Source organism: Nonomuraea sp. NPDC059023 (assembly GCF_042740095.1).
In the GTDB taxonomy this organism is placed as follows: domain Bacteria; phylum Actinomycetota; class Actinomycetes; order Streptosporangiales; family Streptosporangiaceae; genus Nonomuraea.
In genome coordinates this window covers 51,786-73,436 of the sequence record NZ_JBHYIO010000025.1, presented here as the reverse complement: position 1 = coordinate 73,436, position 21,651 = coordinate 51,786, and the positions used below count along the sequence as shown (strand labels likewise).

At 68.4% G+C, this 21,651-nt stretch carries 21 protein-coding genes; 14 read left to right on the top strand and 7 right to left on the bottom strand.

Translation table 11 applies throughout. The features are described from left to right. Nucleotides 1-34: 34 nt before the first annotated feature. The 4 genes from ACFWYW_RS35750 to ligD (ACFWYW_RS35735) all read right to left on the bottom strand — a co-directional run bounded on the left by ACFWYW_RS35750 (nt 35) and on the right by ligD (ACFWYW_RS35735) (nt 2,732). Entirely contained in the window at nt 35-655 is a 621-nt protein-coding gene (locus ACFWYW_RS35750; protein WP_184967972.1) for a TetR/AcrR family transcriptional regulator, read from the bottom strand. Nucleotides 656-730: 75 nt separating this feature from the next. Then, nucleotides 731-940, bottom strand: a complete 210-nt coding sequence (locus tag ACFWYW_RS35745) for a hypothetical protein (RefSeq protein WP_379610534.1) — start codon at nt 938-940, stop codon at nt 731-733. Between the two features lie 50 nt (nt 941-990). Next, complete coding sequence (gene ligD / locus ACFWYW_RS35740) at nt 991-1,863, bottom strand: non-homologous end-joining DNA ligase (RefSeq protein ID WP_379610533.1); 873 nt, start codon at nt 1,861-1,863, stop codon at nt 991-993. Further along, a complete protein-coding gene (gene ligD / locus ACFWYW_RS35735; protein ID WP_379641173.1) occupies nt 1,860-2,732 on the bottom strand; it encodes a non-homologous end-joining DNA ligase in 873 nt (290 codons plus the stop codon). Before ligD (ACFWYW_RS35735) ends, ligD (ACFWYW_RS35740) begins: the two co-directional genes overlap by 4 nt. A gap of 91 nt (nt 2,733-2,823) precedes the next feature. On the opposite strand from ligD (ACFWYW_RS35735), the gene ACFWYW_RS35730 reads away from it, so the two are divergent. Continuing rightward, nucleotides 2,824-3,708, top strand: a complete 885-nt coding sequence (locus tag ACFWYW_RS35730) for a Ku protein (protein WP_379610531.1) — start codon at nt 2,824-2,826, stop codon at nt 3,706-3,708. A 114-nt stretch (nt 3,709-3,822) separates the two neighbouring features. On the opposite strand, the gene ACFWYW_RS35725 is transcribed toward ACFWYW_RS35730, so the two are convergent. Both ACFWYW_RS35725 and ACFWYW_RS35720 read right to left on the bottom strand, forming a co-directional pair. Further along, complete coding sequence (locus tag ACFWYW_RS35725) at nt 3,823-4,281, bottom strand: hypothetical protein (protein WP_379610530.1); 459 nt, start codon at nt 4,279-4,281, stop codon at nt 3,823-3,825. A 173-nt stretch (nt 4,282-4,454) separates the two neighbouring features. Beyond that, the gene (locus ACFWYW_RS35720) at nt 4,455-4,796 is read right to left on the bottom strand and encodes a hypothetical protein (RefSeq protein WP_379610529.1); all 342 of its coding nucleotides are present in this window, start codon (nt 4,794-4,796) and stop codon (nt 4,455-4,457) included. Nucleotides 4,797-5,047: 251 nt separating this feature from the next. Here ACFWYW_RS35720 and ACFWYW_RS35715 point away from each other — a divergent pair, with 251 nt between their 5' ends. The 12 genes from ACFWYW_RS35715 to ACFWYW_RS35660 all read left to right on the top strand — a co-directional run bounded on the left by ACFWYW_RS35715 (nt 5,048) and on the right by ACFWYW_RS35660 (nt 19,994). After that, on the top strand, nt 5,048-5,947 hold the full coding sequence (locus tag ACFWYW_RS35715) for an alpha/beta fold hydrolase (RefSeq protein ID WP_379610528.1): 900 nt from the start codon (nt 5,048-5,050) through the stop codon (nt 5,945-5,947). 42 nt (nt 5,948-5,989) lie between these two features. Continuing rightward, nucleotides 5,990-7,171 carry an adenylyltransferase/sulfurtransferase MoeZ gene (gene moeZ, locus ACFWYW_RS35710; RefSeq protein ID WP_379610527.1) on the top strand — a complete coding sequence of 394 codons (1,182 nt, stop codon included), beginning with the start codon at nt 5,990-5,992 and terminating at the stop codon, nt 7,169-7,171. Nucleotides 7,172-7,220: 49 nt separating this feature from the next. Further along, nucleotides 7,221-7,940, top strand: coding sequence for a hypothetical protein (locus ACFWYW_RS35705; RefSeq protein ID WP_379610526.1), 720 nt, complete (start codon nt 7,221-7,223; stop codon nt 7,938-7,940). Between the two features lie 116 nt (nt 7,941-8,056). Then, nucleotides 8,057-9,292: a S8 family serine peptidase gene (locus ACFWYW_RS35700; RefSeq protein WP_379610525.1), complete on the top strand. Its 1,236-nt coding sequence runs from the start codon at nt 8,057-8,059 to the stop codon at nt 9,290-9,292. 163 nt (nt 9,293-9,455) lie between these two features. After that, nucleotides 9,456-10,256: a hypothetical protein gene (locus ACFWYW_RS35695; RefSeq protein ID WP_379610524.1), complete on the top strand. Its 801-nt coding sequence runs from the start codon at nt 9,456-9,458 to the stop codon at nt 10,254-10,256. Continuing rightward, nucleotides 10,250-11,404, top strand: coding sequence for a S8 family serine peptidase (locus ACFWYW_RS35690; protein ID WP_379610523.1), 1,155 nt, complete (start codon nt 10,250-10,252; stop codon nt 11,402-11,404). Before ACFWYW_RS35695 ends, ACFWYW_RS35690 begins: the two co-directional genes overlap by 7 nt. 22 nt (nt 11,405-11,426) lie before the next feature. After that, a complete protein-coding gene (locus ACFWYW_RS35685; RefSeq protein ID WP_379610522.1) occupies nt 11,427-11,780 on the top strand; it encodes a hypothetical protein in 354 nt (117 codons plus the stop codon). Further along, nucleotides 11,774-12,088 carry an MGMT family protein gene (locus ACFWYW_RS35680; protein WP_379610521.1) on the top strand — a complete coding sequence of 105 codons (315 nt, stop codon included), beginning with the start codon at nt 11,774-11,776 and terminating at the stop codon, nt 12,086-12,088. The genes ACFWYW_RS35685 and ACFWYW_RS35680 overlap by 7 nt, the downstream gene beginning before the upstream one ends. 95 nt (nt 12,089-12,183) lie before the next feature. Next, on the top strand, nt 12,184-15,006 hold the full coding sequence (locus ACFWYW_RS35675; protein ID WP_379636547.1) for a CDP-glycerol glycerophosphotransferase family protein: 2,823 nt from the start codon (nt 12,184-12,186) through the stop codon (nt 15,004-15,006). A gap of 745 nt (nt 15,007-15,751) precedes the next feature. Next, entirely contained in the window at nt 15,752-17,491 is a 1,740-nt protein-coding gene (locus ACFWYW_RS35670) for a DUF262 domain-containing protein (protein WP_379610518.1), read from the top strand. Further along, nucleotides 17,478-18,713, top strand: coding sequence for a type II toxin-antitoxin system HipA family toxin (locus ACFWYW_RS35665; RefSeq protein WP_379610517.1), 1,236 nt, complete (start codon nt 17,478-17,480; stop codon nt 18,711-18,713). Before ACFWYW_RS35670 ends, ACFWYW_RS35665 begins: the two co-directional genes overlap by 14 nt. A 450-nt stretch (nt 18,714-19,163) precedes the next feature. Next, entirely contained in the window at nt 19,164-19,994 is an 831-nt protein-coding gene (locus ACFWYW_RS35660) for a nitroreductase/quinone reductase family protein (RefSeq protein ID WP_379610516.1), read from the top strand. A 62-nt stretch (nt 19,995-20,056) separates the two neighbouring features. Here ACFWYW_RS35660 and ACFWYW_RS35655 read toward each other — a convergent pair whose 3' ends face one another. Next, on the bottom strand, nt 20,057-20,791 hold the full coding sequence (locus ACFWYW_RS35655) for an SDR family NAD(P)-dependent oxidoreductase (protein WP_379610515.1): 735 nt from the start codon (nt 20,789-20,791) through the stop codon (nt 20,057-20,059). 85 nt (nt 20,792-20,876) lie between these two features. Here ACFWYW_RS35655 and ACFWYW_RS35650 point away from each other — a divergent pair, with 85 nt between their 5' ends. Continuing rightward, on the top strand, nt 20,877-21,437 hold the full coding sequence (locus ACFWYW_RS35650) for a TetR/AcrR family transcriptional regulator (protein ID WP_379610514.1): 561 nt from the start codon (nt 20,877-20,879) through the stop codon (nt 21,435-21,437). The last annotated feature ends 214 nt before the right edge of the window (nt 21,438-21,651 follow it).

Below are 21,651 nucleotides of genomic sequence, written 5' to 3'. Positions count from 1 at the left end.
AACTCCACGCCGTACGGGACACGTCGCCGCGGTCCTACGTCGTGCGGGGGAAACCGCTGATTCCGCGCCAGGCCAGCCGCGCCATCAGCTGCTCGGCGGCGTCCTTGGGGATCGAGCCGTGCGTGGTCACCCAGTAGCGGGCGCTGACCTCGGCCATGCCCACCAGGCCGACGCCCAGCAGGTGCGCCTCCTCGCTGGAGCAGCCCGTGTCCTCCTGGATCACGGCGCTGACCATCTCCGCGCACTCGCGCAGCGAGCGCTCCACCCGCTGGCGGACCGGGGCCACGTTGCGCAGGTCGGACTCGAAGACCAGCCGGAACGCCTCACCCTGGCTGGAGACGAAGTCGAAGAAGGCGCTGAAGGTGGCCTGCACGCGCAGTTTGTTCTCGTGGGTGGAGGCCAGGGCCTCGCGGCAGCGGCCCACCATGTCGTCGACGTGGAGGTCGAGCAGCGCGAGGTACAGCTCCAGCTTGCCGGGGAAGTGCTGGTAGAGCACCGGCTTGCTGACGCCCGCCCGATCGGCGATCTCGTCCATGGCGGCCGCGTGGTAGCCGTTCTCGACGAACACTTCCTGCGCGGCGCTGAGCAGCTGCCGGCGGCGGGCGAGTCGGGGCAGCCGGGTGCCCCGGGGCTTGGCGTCCGGGGTAGCGGTCACGCGCGTCTCCAGTGGTCTTCGAACATCCGGGTTGGGACATCCTACGTGCGGGTAACCGCCCCGCGGGCGCTGGCGTCAGCGATAGTCGTCGTCATCGTCGTAGGTGACGACGCGGTCCTGCTCGGCGGCGTCTCCCGGGTCGACGTCGATCGGGTACTCCCCGCGCCGGTCGTTGCCCGCCTCGTCGCGCAGCCGGCGGCGCTGTTCGGCGGCGTCGGCCTCCGGCGCCTCCGGCGAAAGCTCGTCATCCTCGTCGAAGGGGAGGTCGTCCCCACGTACGTCCATCTCCGACATCTCAGGTCCCCTTTTCCTGTGTGGACGGATCCAGCCTACGCTCAGGTGAAAAGGTCGCCATGTTCCTCCACGCGGGCGAGTACGTCGGCTGAGGTGAACACCAGGTCGTCCGGGCTTTCGCAGGCTTCGACCTCCGGCCACAGCAGCGGTGTCGAGACCGTCGGGCGCTGCCTGGCGCGCAGGGAGTACGGCGCGACGGTGGTCTTGGCCGGGTTGTTCTGGCTCCAGTCGATGAAGACCTTGCCGGGCCTGGCCTTCCTGGTCATCACGCTGACCACGAGCTTGGGCGCCTCCTTCTCCAGGAGCCTGGCCAGGTCCTTGGCGTAGGCCGAGGGCTCCTGCCTGCCGTCCCACGCGGCGTACAGCTGCATGCCCTTGTTCCCGCTGGTCTTGGGACGGGCGGTGAGGCCGTCGGCGGCGAGCACCTCGCGCAGCATGAGCGCCACCCGGCAACACTCGACGATCGTGGCAGGGGGGCCCGGGTCGAGGTCGAAGACGAGGGTGTCGGGGTCGATCGCCGCGCCGTCCTCGGTCACGCGCCACTGGGGTACGTGGAGTTCGAGCGCGGCCAGGTTGGCGTAGTAGACGAGGCTGGGCAGGTCCTCGATGACGGCGAAGTCGATGGTGTCGCGGTTCATGCCGCTGCCGGGGACGGGCAGGGTGACGCGCCTGAGCCAGTCGGGGACGTGGCCGGGCGCGTTCTTCTCGAAGAAGTACTTGCCGTCCACGCCGTTCGGGTAGCGCTTGACGGTGAGCGGGCGGCCCTCCAGGTGCGGGAGCAGGACGGGGGCGATCCGCGAGTAGTAGTCGATGACCTCGGCCTTGGTGAAGCCGACCTCGGGGTAGAGCACCTTGCCGAGGTTGCTCAGGACGAGCTCGCGCCCGTCCACCCGCACGGGCGTCTTGGAGCTCACAGCTGTACCTCCGCGGGTATCTTGTCCGGTCGCAGCCCCCGCCAGACCGGGTGTCGCAGCCGTATCTCATCGGTCACCATCGTGTAGGCGACCTCCCCGACCAGTTCGGGTCTAACCCAGTGATTGCGCCACGGGACCGGATTGACGAACGGGCTGCGCGCGATCTCCAGCGGACGCAGCATCGCGAGGAGCTCGTCCAGCGTGGCCTCGGTGAACCCGGTCCCGACGTGCCCCACGTAGGTGAGCCCCTCCCCGGTGAACACGCCCATGAGCAACGAGCCGATCCCGCCCGCCCGGCGGCCCTTGCCCGGCTTCCAGCCGCAGACGACGACCTCGCGCGTGCTCAGGTTCTTGACCTTGACCCACCACGGCGTGCGCACGCCCGGCCGGTAGGGCGAGTCGAGCCGCTTGGCGACGACCCCCTCAAGGCCCTGCTCGTGCGTGGCGCCGAGCAGGTCGGAATCTCCGGGGAAGTACGGCGGCGCCCCGATGTCCAGCTCGTCGAGCAGCGCCCGCCGGTCGCGGTAGGGCAGGTCGAACAGCGGCGTGCCGTCCAGGTAGAGCAGGTCGAAGGGCATGTACGTCACCGGGTAGAGCTCCAGCATCCTGGGCTCCGGATCGGTGAGGTGCATGCGCCGCTGGAGGCGTTCGAAGCTGGGCAGCCCCCGGTGGTCGAGGGCGACGACCTCGCCGTCGATGATGACGCCGCGCAGGCCGTAGGAGGAGATCTCGGGGTAGCGGCGGGTGTACTCGGCGCCGTGCCGGCCGGAGACGCGCAGCCCGCCGTCGAGGTGGATGAGCGCCCGGATGCCGTCCCACTTGACCTCGAGCCCGTACAGCTCGCGTTCTGCGGGAAGATCCCCGGCCATGGCGAGCATAGGTTCGACCGGGTATGGCATTGGTTGGCCCATGACGGGTATGTGCCCATACGGTGAGCCCTGCTATCGATGAGGAGTGCCCATGCGCGCCATATGGAAAGGTGCGATCTCGTTTGGGCTGGTCACGATCCCGGTGAAGCTCTACTCCGCGACCGAGCAGAAGGACGTCACCTTCCACCAGGTGCACCGCGAGGACGGCGGCCGGATCCGCTACAAGCGCGTGTGCACGATCGACGGTGAGGAAGTGGCCTACGCCGACATCGCCAAGGGGTACGAGCTGGCGACGGGCGAGATCGTCGTGCTCACCGACGAGGACTTCGAGGACCTGCCGTTGACGACCTCGCGGCGGATCGACGTGCTGCAGTTCGCGCCGGCCGACCAGATCGACCCGATCTACTTCGCCAAGTCCTACTACCTGGAGCCCGACGGGCAGGGTGGCAAGCCGTACGTGCTGCTGCGGACCGCGCTGGAGAGTTCCGGGCAGGTGGCGGTGGTGAAGGTGGCGCTGCGCCAGCGTGAGTCGCTGGCCACGCTGCGGGTGCGCGACGGGGTGTTCGTGCTGGAGACGATGCTCTGGCCCGACGAGATCCGTACGCCCGACTTCGGTTTCCTCGAAGAGGACATCGACGTACGGCCGCAGGAGCTCAAGATGGCCGAGTCGCTCATCACCACGATGGAGGCGGACTTCGACCCGACCGAGTACCACGACACCTACCGCGAAGCGCTGCAGCAGGTGATCGAGGCGAAGGTCGCGGGCAAGGAAGTCATCGCGCCTCCGGGTGGCGAGGAGGAGGCCGGGCCCGCCGTGGACCTCATGGCCGCCCTGCGGGCCAGCGTCGAGGCCGCCAAGCGTGAACGGGGCGAGCCCGCCAAGCCCAAGAAGGCCGCATCCGCTTCTTCCGGTAAAGAAGAAAAGGAGGAGGCGGAGAAAGCCGCGCGCAAGCGGAAGTCCCGGAAATCCGCCTGAGCGCAGCTTTCCTCCGCCGCTCCGTCGCCAGGCTGGAAACATTTGTCTCCACACACATGTTGGGAGGGGGCCCCATTTCCTGGGGCCCCCTTTTTCTATTGCGGGTGGCTTTCGTTACCAGACGAAGTGCCGCGTGCGAACGCAGCCGCGCTCGCGGTGGACCCTCCAGCCCCGCCAGTGCTTGAAGTTGAGGTGTGCCTTGTTGACGTAGTGGCCTCGACGAATGGCGCCCGCGGGGCCGGCGAAGAGGCAGCGACCGCGCCACTCCGAGAAGCCGACGCTGGAGGCGCTGGCGCTGATGCCGGCGCTGGAAGCGCTGGCGTTCGCGGCGGTGGTCGATCCGAGGCCCAGGACGCCGCCCGCAAGGGCGGTGCTGAGCGCAGCGGCCGTGAGCATCCTCTTGACTGTGGACATGATGTGCTTCCCCTTGACGGTCTCTTGCAACTTCAGGCACTGTGCCGGATTTATCTGGCTAATGCCCGGGATGGTTCTTACTTCTAGAGCCATCCTGGTTGTCAGAATTTCCGACCATTCATGATCATAAACTGCGGCCGGGATGGTTTTGCCACTCATAAACCCTGAGATTGCATTTATTGATACGTCTTCTCACGCTATGTCCCGATTTGGGGGGGTGTGCAGAAAACGCTCGGGTGGGCCCGTGGGGATATGTCGGCATACGTCGGTGAAGGCAAGAGGCATGACGAGGCCGCGGAACCTGGGGTTCCGCGGCCTGCCTGCTTAAGGCGTCAGCGCTGCTGGAGCCACTTGTTCTTCGGGAAGTGCTTCGTGTGGCCCTTGGCGCACAAGCCGGCGCCGCCCTTCTTGAACTTGTTGCCGGGGCAGAACTTCTTGTTCGCCCGCCAGTGGCCGGCGAAGAAGCGGGCGGTCGGCTTGTGGCTCTCCAGCTTGTACGAGCACTTCCTGCCGTTGAGCCAGCAGCGGTGGAACTTGCCCTTGGACTTCGCGGTCGTGAAGCTGGTGGCCGCGCTGGCGGCGCTGGTGGTGGTCGCGGCTCCGAGGGCGAGCGTGCCGCCGGCGAGGGCGGTCGCGAGCGCCGCCGCCGCGAGCGTGGATTTGAACTTGGACATCGTGCTTCCCCCTGTTGGTCTGCACTCGTGTGCCCCGGCCGCAGAGATGGCGCGACCTTGCTGGGCATCCTGCTGCCAGGATTTCCAGCCATTCATGCCCATAAACGGCAATCTATGCCTTTTATTCTCTATTTATGTGACTTCGACTTGTTTTTAACTGTATATACAGGTTTATCCGTAAATGTCATGATTGGTGGCTTGCACTCCGGGCAGGCGGCTAACGTGGAAGGGCCGAGGGAAGGGGCGTTTCCGTGAAGCAGCAGCCGATTCCGCACTGGCCGGGACGCATGGTCGGCCCGGTACATGTCCGCTCGACCCCCGAAGGGGCGCCGGAGAAGGCGGTGTTCGTCCACGGACTGGCCGGTTCGGCCACCAACTGGACCGACCTCATGGACGAGCTCAAGGACGTCGTCACCGGCTACGCGCTCGACCTGCCCGGCGCCGGCTACTCCCCGGCCCCCGCCGACGGCGACTACTCCGTCGACGCCCACGCCCGCGCCGTCATCGGCCTGCTGGAAGAGCTCGGCCCCGCCCACCTGTTCGGCAACTCGCTCGGCGGCGCCGTCGCCGTGCGCGTCGCCGCCCTCCGTCCCGACCTGGTCCGCTCGCTCACCCTCGTCTCACCCGCACTCCCCGACCTCCTGCCGAGGTACGGCCCCGCCCGCGTGGCCGCCGCCGCCACGCCCCGGATCGGAGAATGGGTGGCGGGCAAGCTCACGCTCGTCCCCGCCGCCCAGCGGGTCAACGCCACGTTCGCCATGGTCTGGGCCGACGCCGGCAGGGTCCACCCCGACCGGCTCAGCGAGGCGATCGAGGAACTGCGCCGCAGAGACGGCCTCTCGCACACCGCCTCCTCGATGATCGGCTCTGCCCGCGGCATCGTCGCCGAGTACTTCCGCCGCGGCGCCGGCAACCTCTGGAACCAGGCCGCCCGCGTCGCCGCTCCCACCCTGGTCATCTACGGCAAACTCGACCGGCTCGTCCGTCCCGCGATGGCCGAGAAGGCGGGCCGTACGTTCAGGCAGGTCAGGTTGGTCCTGCTGCCGCGCGTCGGGCACGTCGCGCAGATGGAACGGCCCGACGTCGTGGCCGCGGAGGCGCGCCGTCTGATCGGTGAGACGCGATTGGGGAATGCCCCACTGGCCAGCTAGGTTTCTACGAGAGATAAGAACCCCGAAACGGGAGCGTAGAACGTGTCGTTGCCACCGCTGGTCGAGCCGGCCGCCGAGCTGACCGTTGACGAAGTGCGCCGCTACTCGCGCCATCTGATCATCCCCGATGTGGGCATGGCCGGGCAGAAGCGGCTGAAGAACGCCAAGGTGCTGTGTGTGGGCGCGGGCGGCCTCGGCTCGCCCGCGCTGATGTACCTCGCCGCCGCGGGCGTCGGCACGCTGGGCATCATCGACTTCGACGTCGTCGACGAGTCCAACCTGCAGCGCCAGATCATCCATGGCCAGTCCGACGTGGGCCGGCTGAAGGCCGAGAGCGCCGCCGCCACGGTCAAGGAGATCAACCCGCTGGTGGACGTCGTGATCCACAACGCGGCGCTGACCACCGAGAACGTGATGGACATCTTCTCCGGCTACGACCTCATCGTCGACGGCACGGACAACTTCGCCACGCGTTACATGGTGAACGACGCCGCGGTGCTGCTCGGCAAGCCGTACGTCTGGGGGTCGATCTACCGCTTCGACGGCCAGGCGAGCGTCTTCTGGGCCGAGCACGGCCCCTGCTACCGCTGCCTCTACCCGGAGCCCCCGCCTCCCGGCATGGTTCCCTCCTGCGCGGAGGGCGGCGTGCTGGGCGTGCTGTGCGCGTCCATCGGCTCCATCCAGGTCAACGAGGCCATCAAGCTCCTCACCGGCATCGGCGACCCGCTGGTCGGGCGCCTGATGATCTACGACGCCCTGGAGATGAAGTACCGCGACGTCAAGGTCCGCAAGGACCCCGAGTGCGTCCTGTGCGGCAAGAACCCGACGGTCACCGAACTGCTCGAGGACTACGAGGCGTTCTGCGGCACGATCTCCGACGAGGCCGCGCAGGCCGCCTCCGGCTCCACGATCACCGCGGCGGAGCTCAAGGAGATGCAGGACAAGGGCGAGGACATCTTCCTCATCGACGTCCGCGAGCAGGGCGAGTACGAGATCGTCGCCATCCCCGGCGCCACGCTGATCCCCAAGGGCGAGTTCCTCAACGGCTCCGCCCTGGAGAAGCTGCCGCAGGACAAGCGGATCGTGCTCCACTGCAAGTCCGGCGCGCGCAGCGCCGAGGCGCTGGCGATCGTGAAGAACGCCGGGTTCTCGGACGCCGTGCATGTGGGTGGAGGGGTCCTGAGCTGGGTAAAGACGGTAGACCCCAGCCTGCCGACATACTGAGTCCGGCATCTGGGGATGGCATTAGGTTCCCAGCATTAAGGTCGGTGCCGTGAGCAACGCCCGCCCCTGGCCCGCCCTCGTGGTGGCCTCCGTGCTGACTCTGGTCTGCGCGGTGGCCGCCGGAGTGGCGGCCAGCGCGGCGGGCTCCGAGCTGTCCAGGGGGCCGACCGCCGCCGAACTCGCCGCCGCCGCCAAGCGTGAGGTGTCCGAACGCTGGCGTACCTGGCAGGCCGGGAAGATCTTCCCCGCCACCCTCGCGTACTCCGCCGAGCAGGGCGGACAGGAACGTGCCACCAGGATCGGCATCTCCCCGCAGACCGGCTGCCGGCAGGCCGTCGACAAGAAGGCCGTCAAGGCGCTGCGCTCCCACGGCTGCCGGGCCGTGCTGCGGGCCACCTACATCGACGCGCTCCAGGGCGTGGTGGTCACCGTCGGCGTGGTCGCGCTGCCCGACGAACTGCGCGCCTCCCGGGCCAAGGCCGCCTTCCCGCAGGGTGGCAAGGCGGTGCCTGGGCTGCGTCCCGTCGCCTTCCAGGGAACGGTGACCGACCGCTTCACCTCGGCCGTGCGCCAGGCGGGCTCGGTGCGGCAGGCGGGGCCGTACCTGGTGCTGACCACCTCGGGCCAGGTGGACGGGCGGCCGGCGCGCGCGGTGGGCGAGCAACGTCCGACGATCTTCGCCTTCGCCGCCGAGCTGTCCGAGCGGATCCTCGCCGACCTCAGCGAGCCGCGGATGCCCGAGTGCGGCGCCAGGGAGTGGCGGTGCTGAGCCCGTCCTCCGGCGGTACGGCCCCGCCCCTACGCGACCCGAACCCCACCACCCCCGCCCGACGCGAGCCGAACCCCCGTGAGACGGTGCGGTGTGAGACGGGTCGTGGGGGGCTGGTGGTTCGGCGGGGGGTCTTGCTGGTGGTGGCCGGGCTGCTGGTGGCGCCGCCCGCACCGGCGCTGGCCGATGACATCCGGGGCAGTCAGCAGCCGGTGATCAAGACCCTGGGGCTGCCCAAGGCGTGGCGGACCAGCAAGGGCGCCGGGGTGACGGTGGCGGTGCTGGACTCGGGGGTCGATCCCGGGCACCGAGACCTGGCCGGGTCGGTGGTGACGGGCAGGGATTTCACCGCGGGCGCCAACCCGCCGGGCGTGCCGCCGCGCAAGCTGCACGGCACCTACATGGCCTCCCTGATCGCCGGTCACGGCCATGGCCCCGGCGGCAGGAGGGGCGTCATCGGGGTGGCCCCGTCGGCCAAGGTGCTGTCGGTCAGGGTGATCCTGGAGGACGAGGAGCCGGGGTTCCGGGAGTTCAACACCGCCGAGCGCTTCGAGGACGTCGTGGCCAAGGGCATCCGCTACGCCGTCGACCAGGGCGCCGACGTGATCAACATGTCGATCTCCAAGGAACTGGCGACGAAGGAGGAGCGGGCGGCGATCCGGTACGCGATCTCCAAGAAGGTCGTGCTGGTGGCGGCGGCGGGCAACGACGGGCAGCGTAAGCCGGACGCCAACGGGTTCGCGCCGTACTCGTATCCGGCGGCCTTTCCCGGCGTGGTCTCGGTGGGGGCGACGGATCGGGGGTTGCGGCGGGCGTCGTTCTCGAACTGGAACCCGTCGGTGCTGGTGGCCGCGCCGGGGGTGGACATTCTGGGCGCGGGGCCCGGCGACGAGTACTGGGTGGGCAAGGGGACGTCGCAGGCGACCGCGCTGGTCTCGGGCGTCGCCGCCCTCATTAAGGCCAAATATCCGGATATGTCGCCTGCGCTCGTTGCCCAGGCCCTCACCGCGGGCGCCACCCGGCGGCCTCCGGGCGGTTACGACACCGGCACCGGGTTCGGCGTCGTCAACGCCGCGGGCTCCCTGGACGAGGCGGCCAGGCTGGCCGGCCATACCCAGACCGCGAAAGGCGCGCAGGCCCAGGACCCGGCCCGCCCGATGGCCGGCGGCCACGCCGGGCCGATCCAGGTGATCAACCGCGACCGCCGCAGCGTCACCCTCTACGGCGCGATCGCCGCCGCGGGCACGATCGCCTCCCTCACCTCGCTCGGCATTCTGGTAGCACTGGTAAGAAGGGCACGACGCGTCATACCCCAGCAGGACGCGTCATCCCGCCCCGGCGTGGACGCATGATCTCCCCTCCTCGGGGGACGAAATAGACACAAATGAGAATCGGTTCGGAAACGAGGCGGTGGTGAGGGCACGTAGGTCGAGCTCGGGACTGCCGCGAGCCGGGGGGAGCGACACACCGCGACGGGACAACCCGCTCGGAGCCGCCACCGGCCGCCGCTCCCGCGTGCGCGCATGGCCCCCCGCGACGGGCGCCAAGGCCACAGCGGTGCGCGAGCGGGCCGAGGCCGCCGTGCTCCGGCAGGGCGTGCGCTACCGGAGCATCTTCCGCGCCCTGCTGGCCGGGATCATCGCGCTGTCGGCGGTCATCGTGCTGACCGGCACCGTCGGCCTGTTCTCCGAGACGCGAGCCCGCCCGCTCACCGTGGCCGAGCAGAACCGCTACAAGCAGGAGGAGATCGCCCGCCGCTGGCAGGCCTGGCCCGTCACGGGCGTGTTTCCCGAAGAGGTGAAGTACCTGGGCCTGGAGAAGGCCACCCAGTACGCCAGGCGCGTCGGCATCGCCCCGCAGGCCGGCTGCGACAAGGCCGTCGACCAGGCGGTGGCCGGGGTCCTGGCGGAGTTCGGCTGCGTGGCCGTGCTGCGTGCCACCTACGTCGACCAGACCTCCTCGTTCGTCATCACGGTCGGGGTCGCGGTGCTGAAGGACGAGGAGTCGCGGGCCTCGGTGACCGAGCAGCTCACGCTGGACGACCGGGTGGGGGTGCTGCCCGTGGCCTTCCCCGGCACGGTGACCGAGCGCTTCGGGGTCGAGCAGCGCCAGCGCAACGCCTGGGTGGGGGCCGGGCCGTACATCGTCTTCTCCACCGCCGGTTACGTGGACGGCCGCACGCGCGCCGCCGTACCCCCTGAGGAGATTCTGCACAGCGAGCTCTGGCCCGCCGCCAAGTCGATCGGGAACCAGATCGCCTACTTCCTCGCCGACCCGCCCGCGGTCCCGCCCTGCACGCAGGGGAACGTGTGCTGAGCGCCGTCCGCCTGCTCACGGCCGCCGCGCTCGCATTCTCGGGTACGGCGCCGCCGCCCGTCCGCACCCAGCAGGAGTGGGTCCTGGACGCGCTCAACGTCGAGCAGGCGTGGACCCTCACCAAGGGCGCCGACGTCATGGTCGCGGTCGTCGACAGCGGCGTGGACACGAAGATCAAGGAGCTGAAGGACAAGGTCACCGTCGGCCCCGACATGACCGAGCCCGCGCTCGACCGTCACCTGCCGCCGGGCCGGCACGGGACCGCCATGGCCGCGCTGATCGCCGGTTCCGGCGCCGACGGCGGGCTGGTGGGCGTGGCGCCGGAGGCGAAGATCCTGTCGCTGCCGTTGCCCGAGGAGGAGGACAGCCCGAACTTCCTGCCGCCCGCCCAGGAGCAGTCGGGCAGCCGGGAAAGCCCGCTGGCCAGGGCGATCCGCTACGCGGCCAACCACGGCGCCAAGGTGGTGAGCCTGTCGCTGGGCGCCTACGGGCCGCACAAGTCGGAGCGTGAGGCGGTGTCGTACGCGCTGGGCAAAGGCGTCGTGCTGGTCGCGGCCGTGGGCAACGACGGGCAGAGCAAGTACGCCAAGGACAACAGCACTTCCTACTGGAGTTTCCCCGCCGGGTATCCGGGCGTGATCGGCGTGGGCGCGGTGGACCGGCAGGGCCGGCGCGCGTCGTTCAGCAGCGACAACCTGTCGGTGCTGGTGGCGGCGCCGGGCGTGGAGGTGCCGGTGGTGAAGGGCCAGGGCGACTACGAGCTGTCGTCGGGCACGAGTTCGGCGACGGCGCTGGTGGCGGGGGTCGCCGCCCTGATTAAGTCGAAATATCCGCAGATGTCGCCCGCGCAGGTGTCGCAGGCCATCGCCCTGAGCGCCCGCGGCAGGCCCGCCGCCGGCTACGACGAGAAGGTCGGATTCGGCACCGTGGACGCGGCCGCCGCGCTCAACGCCGCCCAGCAGCTCTCCGGCCAGCGGCGCGAGGTCGACATGCCCTCGGGCCGGCACTTCGGCGAGGGCGAGGAGTCGCCCCAGCCGTCCCCGCCCGGCCCCGACCCGTGGCGCCTCTGGCTGTACGGCGCCGGCGTCATCCTGGCCCTCGTCACCTTCTGCGGCGCGATCATCGTGCTCAATCAGCGCAAGCGGTAAAGATCCGCTATGGTCGCGCGTCATGGGATACGAGCTACGCGTGGTTCGTGAGTCGCCACTGGCGTTCGCGGAGCTCGCGAAGGCGATCGCGCCGGCCGGATTCGAGCTGAGCGCAGCGGAGGAGATCCGCGCCAAACACGGCGGCGACGCCCATACCGTCGGCCGCTGGCGCGGCGAGATCGTCGGCGAGCCCGGCTCCGACTGGCACGTGGCGCAACTCGTCCGGCTGTCGTCCGTGCTCGGCGGCCGACTGGTCGGCGAGGACGGCGAGGTCTACGCGCTGACCGACGGCGTGGTCGAGGTGATCGCCAACGGGAACGCCGCCGAGATCGGCAAGTTCGACGAGATCGTCGCCGCGGGACCCGATTCATGGTGAACCCCTACGCCGAACGGGTCCTCGACGTCGTCGAGCGGATCCCGCCCGGCATGGTCATGTCCTACGGCGACATCGCCGAGTATCTGGGCGAGGGCGGACCCCGCCAGGTCGGCCGGGTCATGTCCACGTGGGGTGGCGGCGTGCCCTGGTGGCGGGTGGTCCACTCCGACGGCACCGGTGCCCCTGACCACGAGGAACGCTGCCTGACGCACTGGCGCGAGGAGGGCACCCCGCTGCGCGGCGACCGTGTCGACATGCGCGAGGCCCGCTGGCACGGGGATTCAGCGGATTCTCAGGAAACCCGCTGAGCTGCGTATCCCCCCTCCGGGAGAATCCGCGGCATGTGATTCCCATTACCATGGCCTGAACAGCGACTGCGGGTCCGAAAGGCGGTGCCTTCCCAATGGCCACCGGCGTCACAGCCCAGGAGCGGCTGCGGGCTGTTCAGGACCTCTGCGACCGCGGGGAACCATTCGAGGCGATCATGGAGGCGGCACGGGCCGCCGGGCCCGACCATGCCGCCGAGATCCTCAGCGGCCCGCTGGGCGCCAGGATGGACCAGGCGATCAAACGCGGAGCCGCGCGCAGACGCGAGCTCGTCACCCTTCTGCGCCCCTATCTCGCCACCGTCGACCCCAAGGTCAAGCGCGAGCTCCCGGTGGCCCGCAGGCTTCTGTGCCACCTCATCGAACACCGCGACCTCGACGAACTCGCCGACGGCGACGTCCTCACCACCGTGGTCGCCGCGGCGGCGGAGCCGTCCAAGCGCATCCGCAAGGGCCTGCGCTGGTATGCCGACCTGCCGTTGCGCGACGAGCTGCCGCCCGCCCTCTACCGCCTGCGCCGCGCCGACCTGGTGCCGGTGACGCAGATCGACGACATCGTCTGGCGCGACGGCAAGCTGCTCGTGCGCGGCCACGCCTACCTCGCCGGGCTGTCGGTGCGCAGCCGCCGCTTCAACCGGGCCACCGTCGTCCTGCGCGGGCCGCGCTGGCTGCCGCCGGTGCGCATGCGCACCCGCCGCGTCCTCGCGCCCGAGGCCACCCACGGGGCGCGCGAGCCCGGGTGCAACTACGACTGGTCCGGCTTCACCGCCGAGCTGGGCTCCTGGCCGCTGCGCTGGCGTGGCGGGGTGCGCGGGCTCGTGTCCGCGGTACGCCGCCGGATGCGGCACCGGCCCGCCGTACGCGACGCCACGACCTGGCGCGCGGAGATCGTCTTCTGGAGCCGCGGCGCCCGCGCCACCGGCCTGCTGCGCGGCGCCGCCGTGGGCCGCACGGAGCGTCCCGCCGGGCTCCGGGTCAAGCAGGGTCTCTGGGTACGCCCCGTCTGGACCTCCGACCGGGCGCTCCAGGTCGTCCTACAGCCCAACCGGGCCGAGCTGACCAGCGTCAACGTGGACGGCGACCGGCTGGAGCTGAAGATCTTCCTGCCCGGCCGCAGCGTAACCAAGGGCCACGCCCGGCTCGGCGGGCACCGCATGGCCGCCGACTTCACGCCGGAGGCGGGCGGGACGCTGGTGACGGTCGGGCTGGCCGTACCGGCTCTGCTGCAGGAGAAGGACGGACGGCGGCTGTGGGTCGAGCCCAAGGGCGACCCCGCGGCCTCCGTGATGCTCGGTGACGCGGCCGAGGTGCGCGCGACCGCGGACGACCGCGAGATCACCGTGCTCGCCGACCGCCGCGACCGCGTCGTCGTCTCCGCCCACCGCATCCGCCCGGTGCTCACCTCCGCGGTGTGGGAGGGCGAGCGGCTCGTGCTCCGCGGCAGCTACCCCGACGCGGCGGGCGCCCGCACGCTCACGCTGCGCCACCGTTCCGGCCTGACCTATACCGCCGCGATGGAGCGCTCCGAAGACCAGTTCACGGTACGGCTCGCGCCGGCGACCATGGACCGCTTCGGCGAGTCCGTGCCCCTGTCCTCCGGCACCTGGAACCTGTCCATGCGCCACCCGTCCGGCGAGATCGTCCCGGTGCGCATGGACCACGCCGCCCTCGGCGCCCTCGACGAGGACCCGCGCACGATCGGCGGCCACGCCTTCCGCATGGTCTCCACCCGCTTCGACGTGCCCGTGGTGATCGCCGAGGAGGCGCGCCCGGCCGACGAGAAGGGCGTCGCCGGAACCCACGTGCTGCGCCGCGTCTTCTACCCAGCGCAGCGCACCGAGCCGCTCAACGACGCCACCGTCTACGTCGCCAACGACGGCCGCCTCTACTCCGACAGCGTCCGCGCCGTCTACGAGGAGCGGCTGCGGCGCGGCGACGAGCGCGAGCACATCTGGGTCGTCAAGGACGGCGCCTTCGTCCCGCCCGGTCCCGCCACGGTCGTGCGCGCGGGCAGCAGGGAGCACCACGCGGCGCTCGCCCGCTCCCGCCACATCGTGACCAACGCGTTCCTGCCCGTCTGGTTCCGCTCCCGCGAGGACCAGGTCGTGCTGCAGACCTGGCACGGCACCCCGGTCAAGCACATCGGCAACGACCAGCCCCACATGACCCGCGACCCGCGCCCGCCGGTGTGGCACCGGCAGGCGGCCGAGGTACGCGGCTGGGACGTGCTGCTGTCCCAGTCCCCCTGGGCGACGCCGGTGCTGCGCGAGGCGTTCGGCTACAAGGGCGAGGTGCTGGAGAGCGGCCTGCCGCGCAACGACGTGCTGTCCTCGCCGGAACGCGACCGGATGGCCGCGGAGATCCGCGCCCGGCTGGGGCTGGCGGAGGGCAAGCGCGTGGTGCTGTACGCGCCGACGTGGCGTGACTACGACCGCAAGAACGCGATGGTCAAGCTGGACCTGGCGAAGGCCAGGCAGGCGTTGGGGGCCGACCACGAGTTGCTGGTCAGGGGCCACCCGATGCAGGCCATGCCCGCCGTACCCGACATCGCCCACGACGTCTCCACCTATCCCGACATGACCGACCTGTTGCTGGTGGCGGACGTGTTGGTGACGGACTACTCCTCGTCGATGTTCGACTTCCTGGCGACGGGCAAGCCGATCGTGTTCTACGCGTACGACCTGGCGAAGTACGCGACGAAGCGAGGCCTGTACGTGGACCTGGAGGCACAGGCGCCGGGCCCGGTGCTGCCGACGTCGGGCGAGGTGGTGGAGGCCCTGCGCTCGATCGACACGGTGGCCGCCGAATACGCGGACCGCTACGAGACCTTCCGCGCCACCTACGCCCCAAGGGACGACGGCAAGGCGACAGCCCGAGTAGTGGACCACCTCTTCTCCTGACAGACAAGGTGGTCGCTCCGCTCCCGCGCCATCCCAAAGGCATGGTGGTCGCTACGCTCCCGCGTGTCTCCAGCCGAGCCGCGGCCTCGGCCCCTGAAGGACCTCGCTCCGCTCGGGCGCCTTCTTGCGCCGCTTTCGCCCGTCCTTGATCAGGGTGCCGGGGGTAGTCAGGGTTGTCCGGCGACCGTGGGTAGTGCCGTACTTCAGGACATGGGCAAGGGCTGGAGACCGGAGGCAAGGCCAGGATCGGAGTTGAGGCACGAGCTGAGATGGGTGCCGCGGGCCGAAGGCGGGCCTGCCCAAAGCGGCAGGTAAATGACGGTGGTGGGCGTGAGCCGCTCTGGCGGAGGTGCCGGCGTCTGTGACTACGGCCAGGTTCGGCAGGCTTCCTGACACGCGAGCGACTACTTCGACGGATTATGCGGACTGGTCAGATTCCGGTGGAATGCTCCCCATGAGCTGCCACCGAGTCGGCACTCGGAGCCGAGTCCCGGATCGAGATGAGTTCCGTTCAGACCGACCCCCGAAACTGCATACGAGCTCGCCTTTCCTCCGGTCAAGTTAGTGGCCATCGTGTACACCCTGCAGGGTGCCATGCGGTAGCCGTCAACTATCCTCAACCGCACGAGGACCAGTACCTCACCAGGACTTCTCGGTGGCTCAGGCATGCGGAAGGCCTGTCGAGTCGCAGGATGGCCGGAGAGGAGTCGGTAGGCTTGCTTCCGCATGACCGGAGGAACAAACCATGAGCGTTGGGCTCGATACCCGCCCCAGTGCCACGACGTTTCCTGTGGCGCGTCTGGTCGACCTGGCATGGCGAGGACGCATTCGCGTTCCAGAATTTCAGCGCGCCTTTCGTTGGACGCGAAAGGACGTGATTCGACTCTTTGAGAGCATCGTTCGGGGCTATCCCATAGGCTCATTGCTGCTTTGGATCAAAGAGGCGCCCGCCGGCCCTCTCAAACTGGGCGCCTTGGCTATCAATGCACCGGCATCAGATTCCGCGCTATGGGTTGTGGATGGGCAACAGCGAATTATCAGCCTGGCAAATGGGCTACATCCTGACGGGATCGCTGATTCGAGGTTTGCGCTGTCGTATGATCTGTCACGACAGAAGTTTGTTCCTCGTCCTACTGTCGATGATCCGCTGATCGTTCCTCTTCCTGTGCTGTTCGATCTCCAGCTCGTCCTCAAGTGGTTTGCAACATATCCGGAAATTTCGGAGCATTTGGATCACGCTAGCGAGATGACCGCGAGGCTTCGCCAATACCAGGTCCCTGCCTATCAGGTCGAGCAGGATGATGTGGATGTCCTGCGCGACATCTTTGATCGAATGAATAGCTACGGCCGGCATCTGACCCGGGCGGAGATCTTTTCTGCGATCCACCCGTCGAAGACGAAGTCGGTCGATGATGCCTTGAGTCTGGAACTGATCGCGACTCAAGTAGACGATGAGTTTCACTTCGGTATTATCGATACCAGCACTGTTCTGCGTGCTGTTCTGGCTCGGCGCGGCGCCCAGGTGTCGCGTGAGATACGAGGCGAATTCGACGAGGACTCGAAGATAACGAGTGACTTCCCGGGCGAGAGTCGAGATGAGGCGTTTCAGCGAGGCGCCGAAGCTCTTAAAAGGGCGGTCGATTTTCTCCAGAAAGAGGCCGGCGTTCCGCATTTTAGTTTCCTGACCTATCGGTATCTTCTCGTTGTCCTCACCCGATTTTTCGCTCACTATCCAGCGCCGGGCGAGCACAACATCCGCCTTCTTCGCCGCTGGTTCTGGCGGGCTGCGATTCTGGGGCCGGGGATTTTCCGGGGAAGTGCCACCGGCGCGATGCAGGCACTTGGGCACCGAATAAAGCCCGGTGACATCGCCGGATCTCTGCAGGGGCTCTTCGGCCTTGTCAATCGCACCGAATTCATTCCGATCAATCTGAAGCGGTTCCGCACCGATGAGTCGGCTACGCGGATTCTTCTTTGCTCCTGGTGGAACCTCCGCCCCCGCTCGCCCGTGACCGGTGACGAGATCGATTCGTCGCAATTGGCGGAGAGTCTGGTCGATCAGGCGACCGCGGCCAGAGCCGTCCGTGCGATCTTTGGAGCTGGATCGGTGTCAAGAATTCTGGCCGCCAATCGTATCCTTCTGCCGACGACCTCTGAGCGCGATAGCGACTCAAGCCTGCCCCTCGACGAAGTCCTGGGTAATCAGATAGACAGTGTTCTGTCCGCTCAGCCGCTAGACTTGGACAGTCCCACTTGGAGCGCGGTGCTCAGGTCGCACTCGATCGGACCGGAAGCGGAACTCGCTCTTACTGCCGGAGATATAGACCAGTTCCTGGCACATCGTGAGCGAACCATGATTGAGGACCTGCAACGGTTCTTGGCGCGGATGTGCGAGTGGGAGCAGGAGGACACTCCTTCGCTGGACGATCTGATCATGAGCGACATCGAGGAGGAAGTGGAGGAGCGGCGGGATGACGCCCTCTGAGGTCTGTCATGGAGTCTGGCTCGGTGCTCAGAAGGTCGGCTTGTTGCGGCAGCGAGGCGACTACACCTGGTTCGAGTTCTGTGCGGACTACCTGGCCGATCCTGGCCGCCCTGTGCTGGGCTTGCATTTTGAACAGAACCTTCAGGCGAGGCGAGCGTCGGCGCTACGCCTTCCGCCCTGGTTCTCGAACCTTCTTCCAGAAGGACGCCTGCGGGAATGGGTGGCAGAAGACAGAGGTGTGTCTGTTGAGCGTGAAATGGAGCTCCTCGCTCAGGTAGGGCACGATCTTCCTGGAGCAGTTCGTGTCCTTCCCGATGAGAGCCAGGATTCTCACCACTGGGAACTTGTCACCCATGACAACGACGCGCCTGCGCATGATGACGACCATCCGGGATGGCGATTCTCGCTGGCCGGGGTGATGTTGAAATTTTCGATGCTCAGAGAGGGGGATCGGCTGACGCTTCCAGGCTCTGGTGAGGGAGGGGACTGGATTGTCAAGCTGCCGGACAGGGTATATCCCGACGTCCCTCTCAATGAGTTTGCGATGATGAGTCTCGCCAAGGCTGCCGGCATCGAGGTGCCAGAGGTCAGGCTTGTCCATCGGGATCAGATTGAAGGGCTTCCGCCTAACGTGTGGCCCGTGCACGAGGAATGGGCGTACGCAATCCAGAGGTTCGATCGAAGCGACGATGGTGGCCGGATTCACATCGAGGATCTCGCCCAGGTTCGAGGCATCTATTCTGATCGCAAGTACGTCGGGAACTATGAAACGGTCGCCTCGCTGGTCTATCGGCGGCGCGATGTCAAGTCCCTTCAAGAGTTCGCCAGGCGCCTCGCCTTCTCCATTTTGATCTCCAATGGAGATATGCACCTGAAGAATTGGTCGCTCATCTATCGTGATCCTCGAATTCCGGTCTTGGCTCCAGCGTATGATTTTGTGGCGACCGACGTGTACCGGGATGAATTTGATCCGGAAACCTTGGGGCTGAGCTTCGGGAAGACGAAGCTCTTCGATCGGATATCTGTGCGGACCTTTGCGCGGCTCCAGGAGAAGTTGTTTGTGCCAGAGGCCCAGCTCCCGGACGTCGTGGCTGAGATGGTGGAGCGCGTCGTCGATGAGTGGCCGCGCGCCGCGGACACGCTCGCGTCGAGCCCGCTGATTCTCGAGAGAGTGGCGAAGAGCATCGAAGTTCGTAGCAAATCCCTCCTGCACTCGCGTTAATCGGGCCTGTTTCGCCTGTCTGGTCTTGGCTTCGATCGACCGCAAGAGCAGCCCGCCTCGGCGTAGCTGTTCCGTGCCACGATCGCCCGGCGGAGCGGAAGCCCCTGAAGGTCGCGGGTCGCGGCGCGCTTGGCGTGGGCGTACACCCCAGCGGGTGGGTCCGGCTGGCAGGACCTGCGCGATCGTGGCGCGGGCTCGGCCCCTGTAAGGGTCTCGCTTTTCGATCCAGTGCCGAAGCCAAGGGTGCGCGGGTGGGCCGGACCTAGACAGGGAGCGTGTTGAGGTGGGGTGGTTTGGGGGTTAGGGTGTGCTTTTGTGACTGCCGGGTCGGCCATGGGCCATGAGCGAGAGAGGTACCCGGCTGAGGCGTGAGCGATGGGCGGGCGCGTAGCCCGCCGGATCCCCGTCTTTGCCCCTACCTCTCATCAAAGCTCACACCCATGGAGAAGAATGCCGTTCGATTTCAACAAGCAGATCATCGAGGAGTTCAGGGCCAATCGTGGCCGGGTTGGGGGTCCTTTCGAGGGCGCTCGGCTGCTCCTTCTCACCACCACCGGGGCGCGTTCCGGTGAACAGCACACCGTTCCGCTCGGGTACCTGCATGACGGGGGCGAGCAGGTTCTGGTGATCGCCTCGGCCAACGGGGCTGCTCGTCATCCGGCCTGGTTCCACAATCTCGTCGCCGAGCCCGCCGTCAACGTCGAGGACGGGATCTTCACCTATGAGGCGCGGGCGACCGTACTGGAAGGTGCGGAGCGGGAGGCGGCCTGGGCGCGGGCGGTCGAGGCCGATCCCGGGTGGGCCGAGTATCAGGCGCGTACCGCTCGGGTGATTCCCGTGATCGCGCTCAAGCAGACCGGGGGCGGGCCGCCGCCGGCCTCGTCGTTCGGCGAGGCGCTGCGGATGATTCACGACGCCTTCCGGCGGGAGCTGGTGCTCATCCGCAAGGAGGTCGCCGCTTCGGGGCCGGGGCTCGGGGCGCAGTTGCGGGTCAACTGCCTCACGTTGTGCCAGGGGCTGCATGTTCACCATTCGCATGAGGACAGGGGGCTGTTTCCCGCGTTGTCGGCGCAGCATCCGGAGCTCGCCGAGGTGATGGATCGGCTTGGCGCCGAGCATGAGAAGGTGGCCGCGTTGCTGGCCAGGTTGCAGGAGGTCGTCTCGACCGAGAGTGCGGACACGCCGGCCGTACTCAAGGAGGTCGAGGAGCTCGCCACTGCGGTGGAGCAGCACCTCGACTACGAGGAGGAGCAGCTCATCCCGATTCTCGACGGGGCCTGAGGTTTCGCTGACGGGCCGGGGCCGCATTCCCGGCCCGTCGGGGTTCCGGCTTCCGCGACGGGTCAGGCGGTGGTGCCGGCGTCGACAGTGATGGCGGTGCCGGTGATGTTGCGGCCCGCCGGGCCGGCCAGGTGCACGACGGTGGCGGCGATGTCGTCCGGGTCGACGTAGCGGCCCAGGGCCGTGTACGAGCGTTCGGCGTCGGCGTCGGGGCCGTCGGCGGGGTTCATCTCGGTGTCCGTGGAGCCGGGATGTACCAGGTTGGCGGTGATGTCCAACGGGCCCAGATCGCGGGCCAGGCCTCTGGTGAGGCCGATGAGGGCGGCCTTGCTCATCGAGTACAGGGTCCAGCCGGGGTACGGGACGCGTTCCGCCAGGCTGCTGCCGATCGTGACGATCCGCCCGCCGTTCCGCATGTACGGCACGGCCGCCTGAGCCAGCAGAAACGCGGCACGGGCGTGGACCGCCATCGTCCGGTCGAGCTCCTCAAGTGTGACTTCCTCCAAGGGGCCGTAGGGGGCGATTCCGGCGTTGTTCACCAGGATGTCGAGCCTGCCCAGGATGCCCGCGGCGTGGTCGACGGCGGTGCGGAGGGCGCGTTCGTCCGCGGCTTCGGCCTGGATGGCGGTGGCGCGCCGCCCGGCCGTCTCGATGTCCTTGACCACGGCCTGGGCCTGGTCGGCGGCGCTGGCGTAGGTGATGGCGACGTCGGCCCCGGCCGCGGCCAGGCCGCGGGCGATGGCGGCGCCGATGCCCCTGCTGCCGCCGGTGACGAGGGCGGCCCTTCCGTGCAGCATGATGATCCTCCATAAGCGGAATAGGTTCCGCTTCCACGGTAAGCGGAATTGGTTCCGCTTGGCAAGGGGTCGATAAGGTGTCCGGGTGACGCAGGAGCGGGCCGATGCCGCCAGGAACCGGGCGAAGATCCTCGCGGCGGCGGCCGAGCTCGTCGCCGACAAGGGCATCGACGGGCTGGGAATGGCCGAGGTGGCGGCCGCCTCAGGAGTGGGCGTCGGCACGCTGTACCGGCGGTTCGGGGATCGGTCCGGGCTCGCCTACGCGCTGATCGACGCCAAGGAGCGGGAGTTCCAGGAGTCGTTCCTGTCCGGGCCGCCGCCGCTGGGGCCCGGCGCGCCGTCGGGGGAGCGGGTCCGGGCGTTTCTGCACGGGCTCGTTGACCGGACGTTCGCGCAGCTCGACCTGTTGCTGATGGCGGAGACCGCGGGGCCGTTCGCGCGGTTCGGTGGCGCTTATGAGGCATATCACCGGCATCTGTCGTTGCTCATCGCCGACGTCAACCCGGCCGCCGACGCGCCCTTCGCCGCCGACGCGCTGCTGGCGCCGCTCGCCGCCAACCTCGTGATCCACCGCGGCCGCGAGCCCGCCGACCTCAAATCCGGCCTCGACGAGGTCCTGCGCGGCGTTCTCGGGCCTTCGTCCTGATCCAGTCTCATTGCGCGGCTCTCCCGTCCGCTGTGGCTTTCAACCCGCCCCATCCCCTACGGCAAGCCGCCCCCACGCCACCCGCCGACCCCGGCGGGCGTCGATCGTGGGGGTCGCTTCTCACGTCGGACGTGGTCCCCACCGTAACGGCCACCCTTGCCCATCGGACACGGCAACCGGGGCGGCGGGCCGTACCGGATGAAGGTGGGTTGGG

Bases quoted from the DNA above. Each gene is read 5' to 3' on its own strand.
- ACFWYW_RS35675 (WP_379636547.1), top strand. From the start codon at position 12,184: ATGGCCACCGGCGTCACAGCCCAGGAGCGGCTGCGGGCTGTTCAGGAC.
- ACFWYW_RS35685 (WP_379610522.1), top strand. From the start codon at position 11,427: ATGGGATACGAGCTACGCGTGGTTCGTGAGTCGCCACTGGCGTTCGCG.
- ACFWYW_RS35665 (WP_379610517.1), top strand. From the start codon at position 17,478: ATGACGCCCTCTGAGGTCTGTCATGGAGTCTGGCTCGGTGCTCAGAAG.
- ACFWYW_RS35680 (WP_379610521.1), top strand. From the start codon at position 11,774: ATGGTGAACCCCTACGCCGAACGGGTCCTCGACGTCGTCGAGCGGATC.
- ligD (WP_379641173.1), bottom strand. From the start codon at position 2,732: ATGGCCGGGGATCTTCCCGCAGAACGCGAGCTGTACGGGCTCGAGGTC.
- ACFWYW_RS35725 (WP_379610530.1), bottom strand. From the start codon at position 4,281: ATGAGTGGCAAAACCATCCCGGCCGCAGTTTATGATCATGAATGGTCG.
- ACFWYW_RS35745 (WP_379610534.1), bottom strand. From the start codon at position 940: ATGGACGTACGTGGGGACGACCTCCCCTTCGACGAGGATGACGAGCTT.
- ACFWYW_RS35655 (WP_379610515.1), bottom strand. From the start codon at position 20,791: ATGCTGCACGGAAGGGCCGCCCTCGTCACCGGCGGCAGCAGGGGCATC.
- ACFWYW_RS35720 (WP_379610529.1), bottom strand. From the start codon at position 4,796: ATGTCCAAGTTCAAATCCACGCTCGCGGCGGCGGCGCTCGCGACCGCC.
- ACFWYW_RS35670 (WP_379610518.1), top strand. From the start codon at position 15,752: ATGAGCGTTGGGCTCGATACCCGCCCCAGTGCCACGACGTTTCCTGTG.
- ACFWYW_RS35660 (WP_379610516.1), top strand. From the start codon at position 19,164: ATGCCGTTCGATTTCAACAAGCAGATCATCGAGGAGTTCAGGGCCAAT.
- ACFWYW_RS35730 (WP_379610531.1), top strand. From the start codon at position 2,824: ATGCGCGCCATATGGAAAGGTGCGATCTCGTTTGGGCTGGTCACGATC.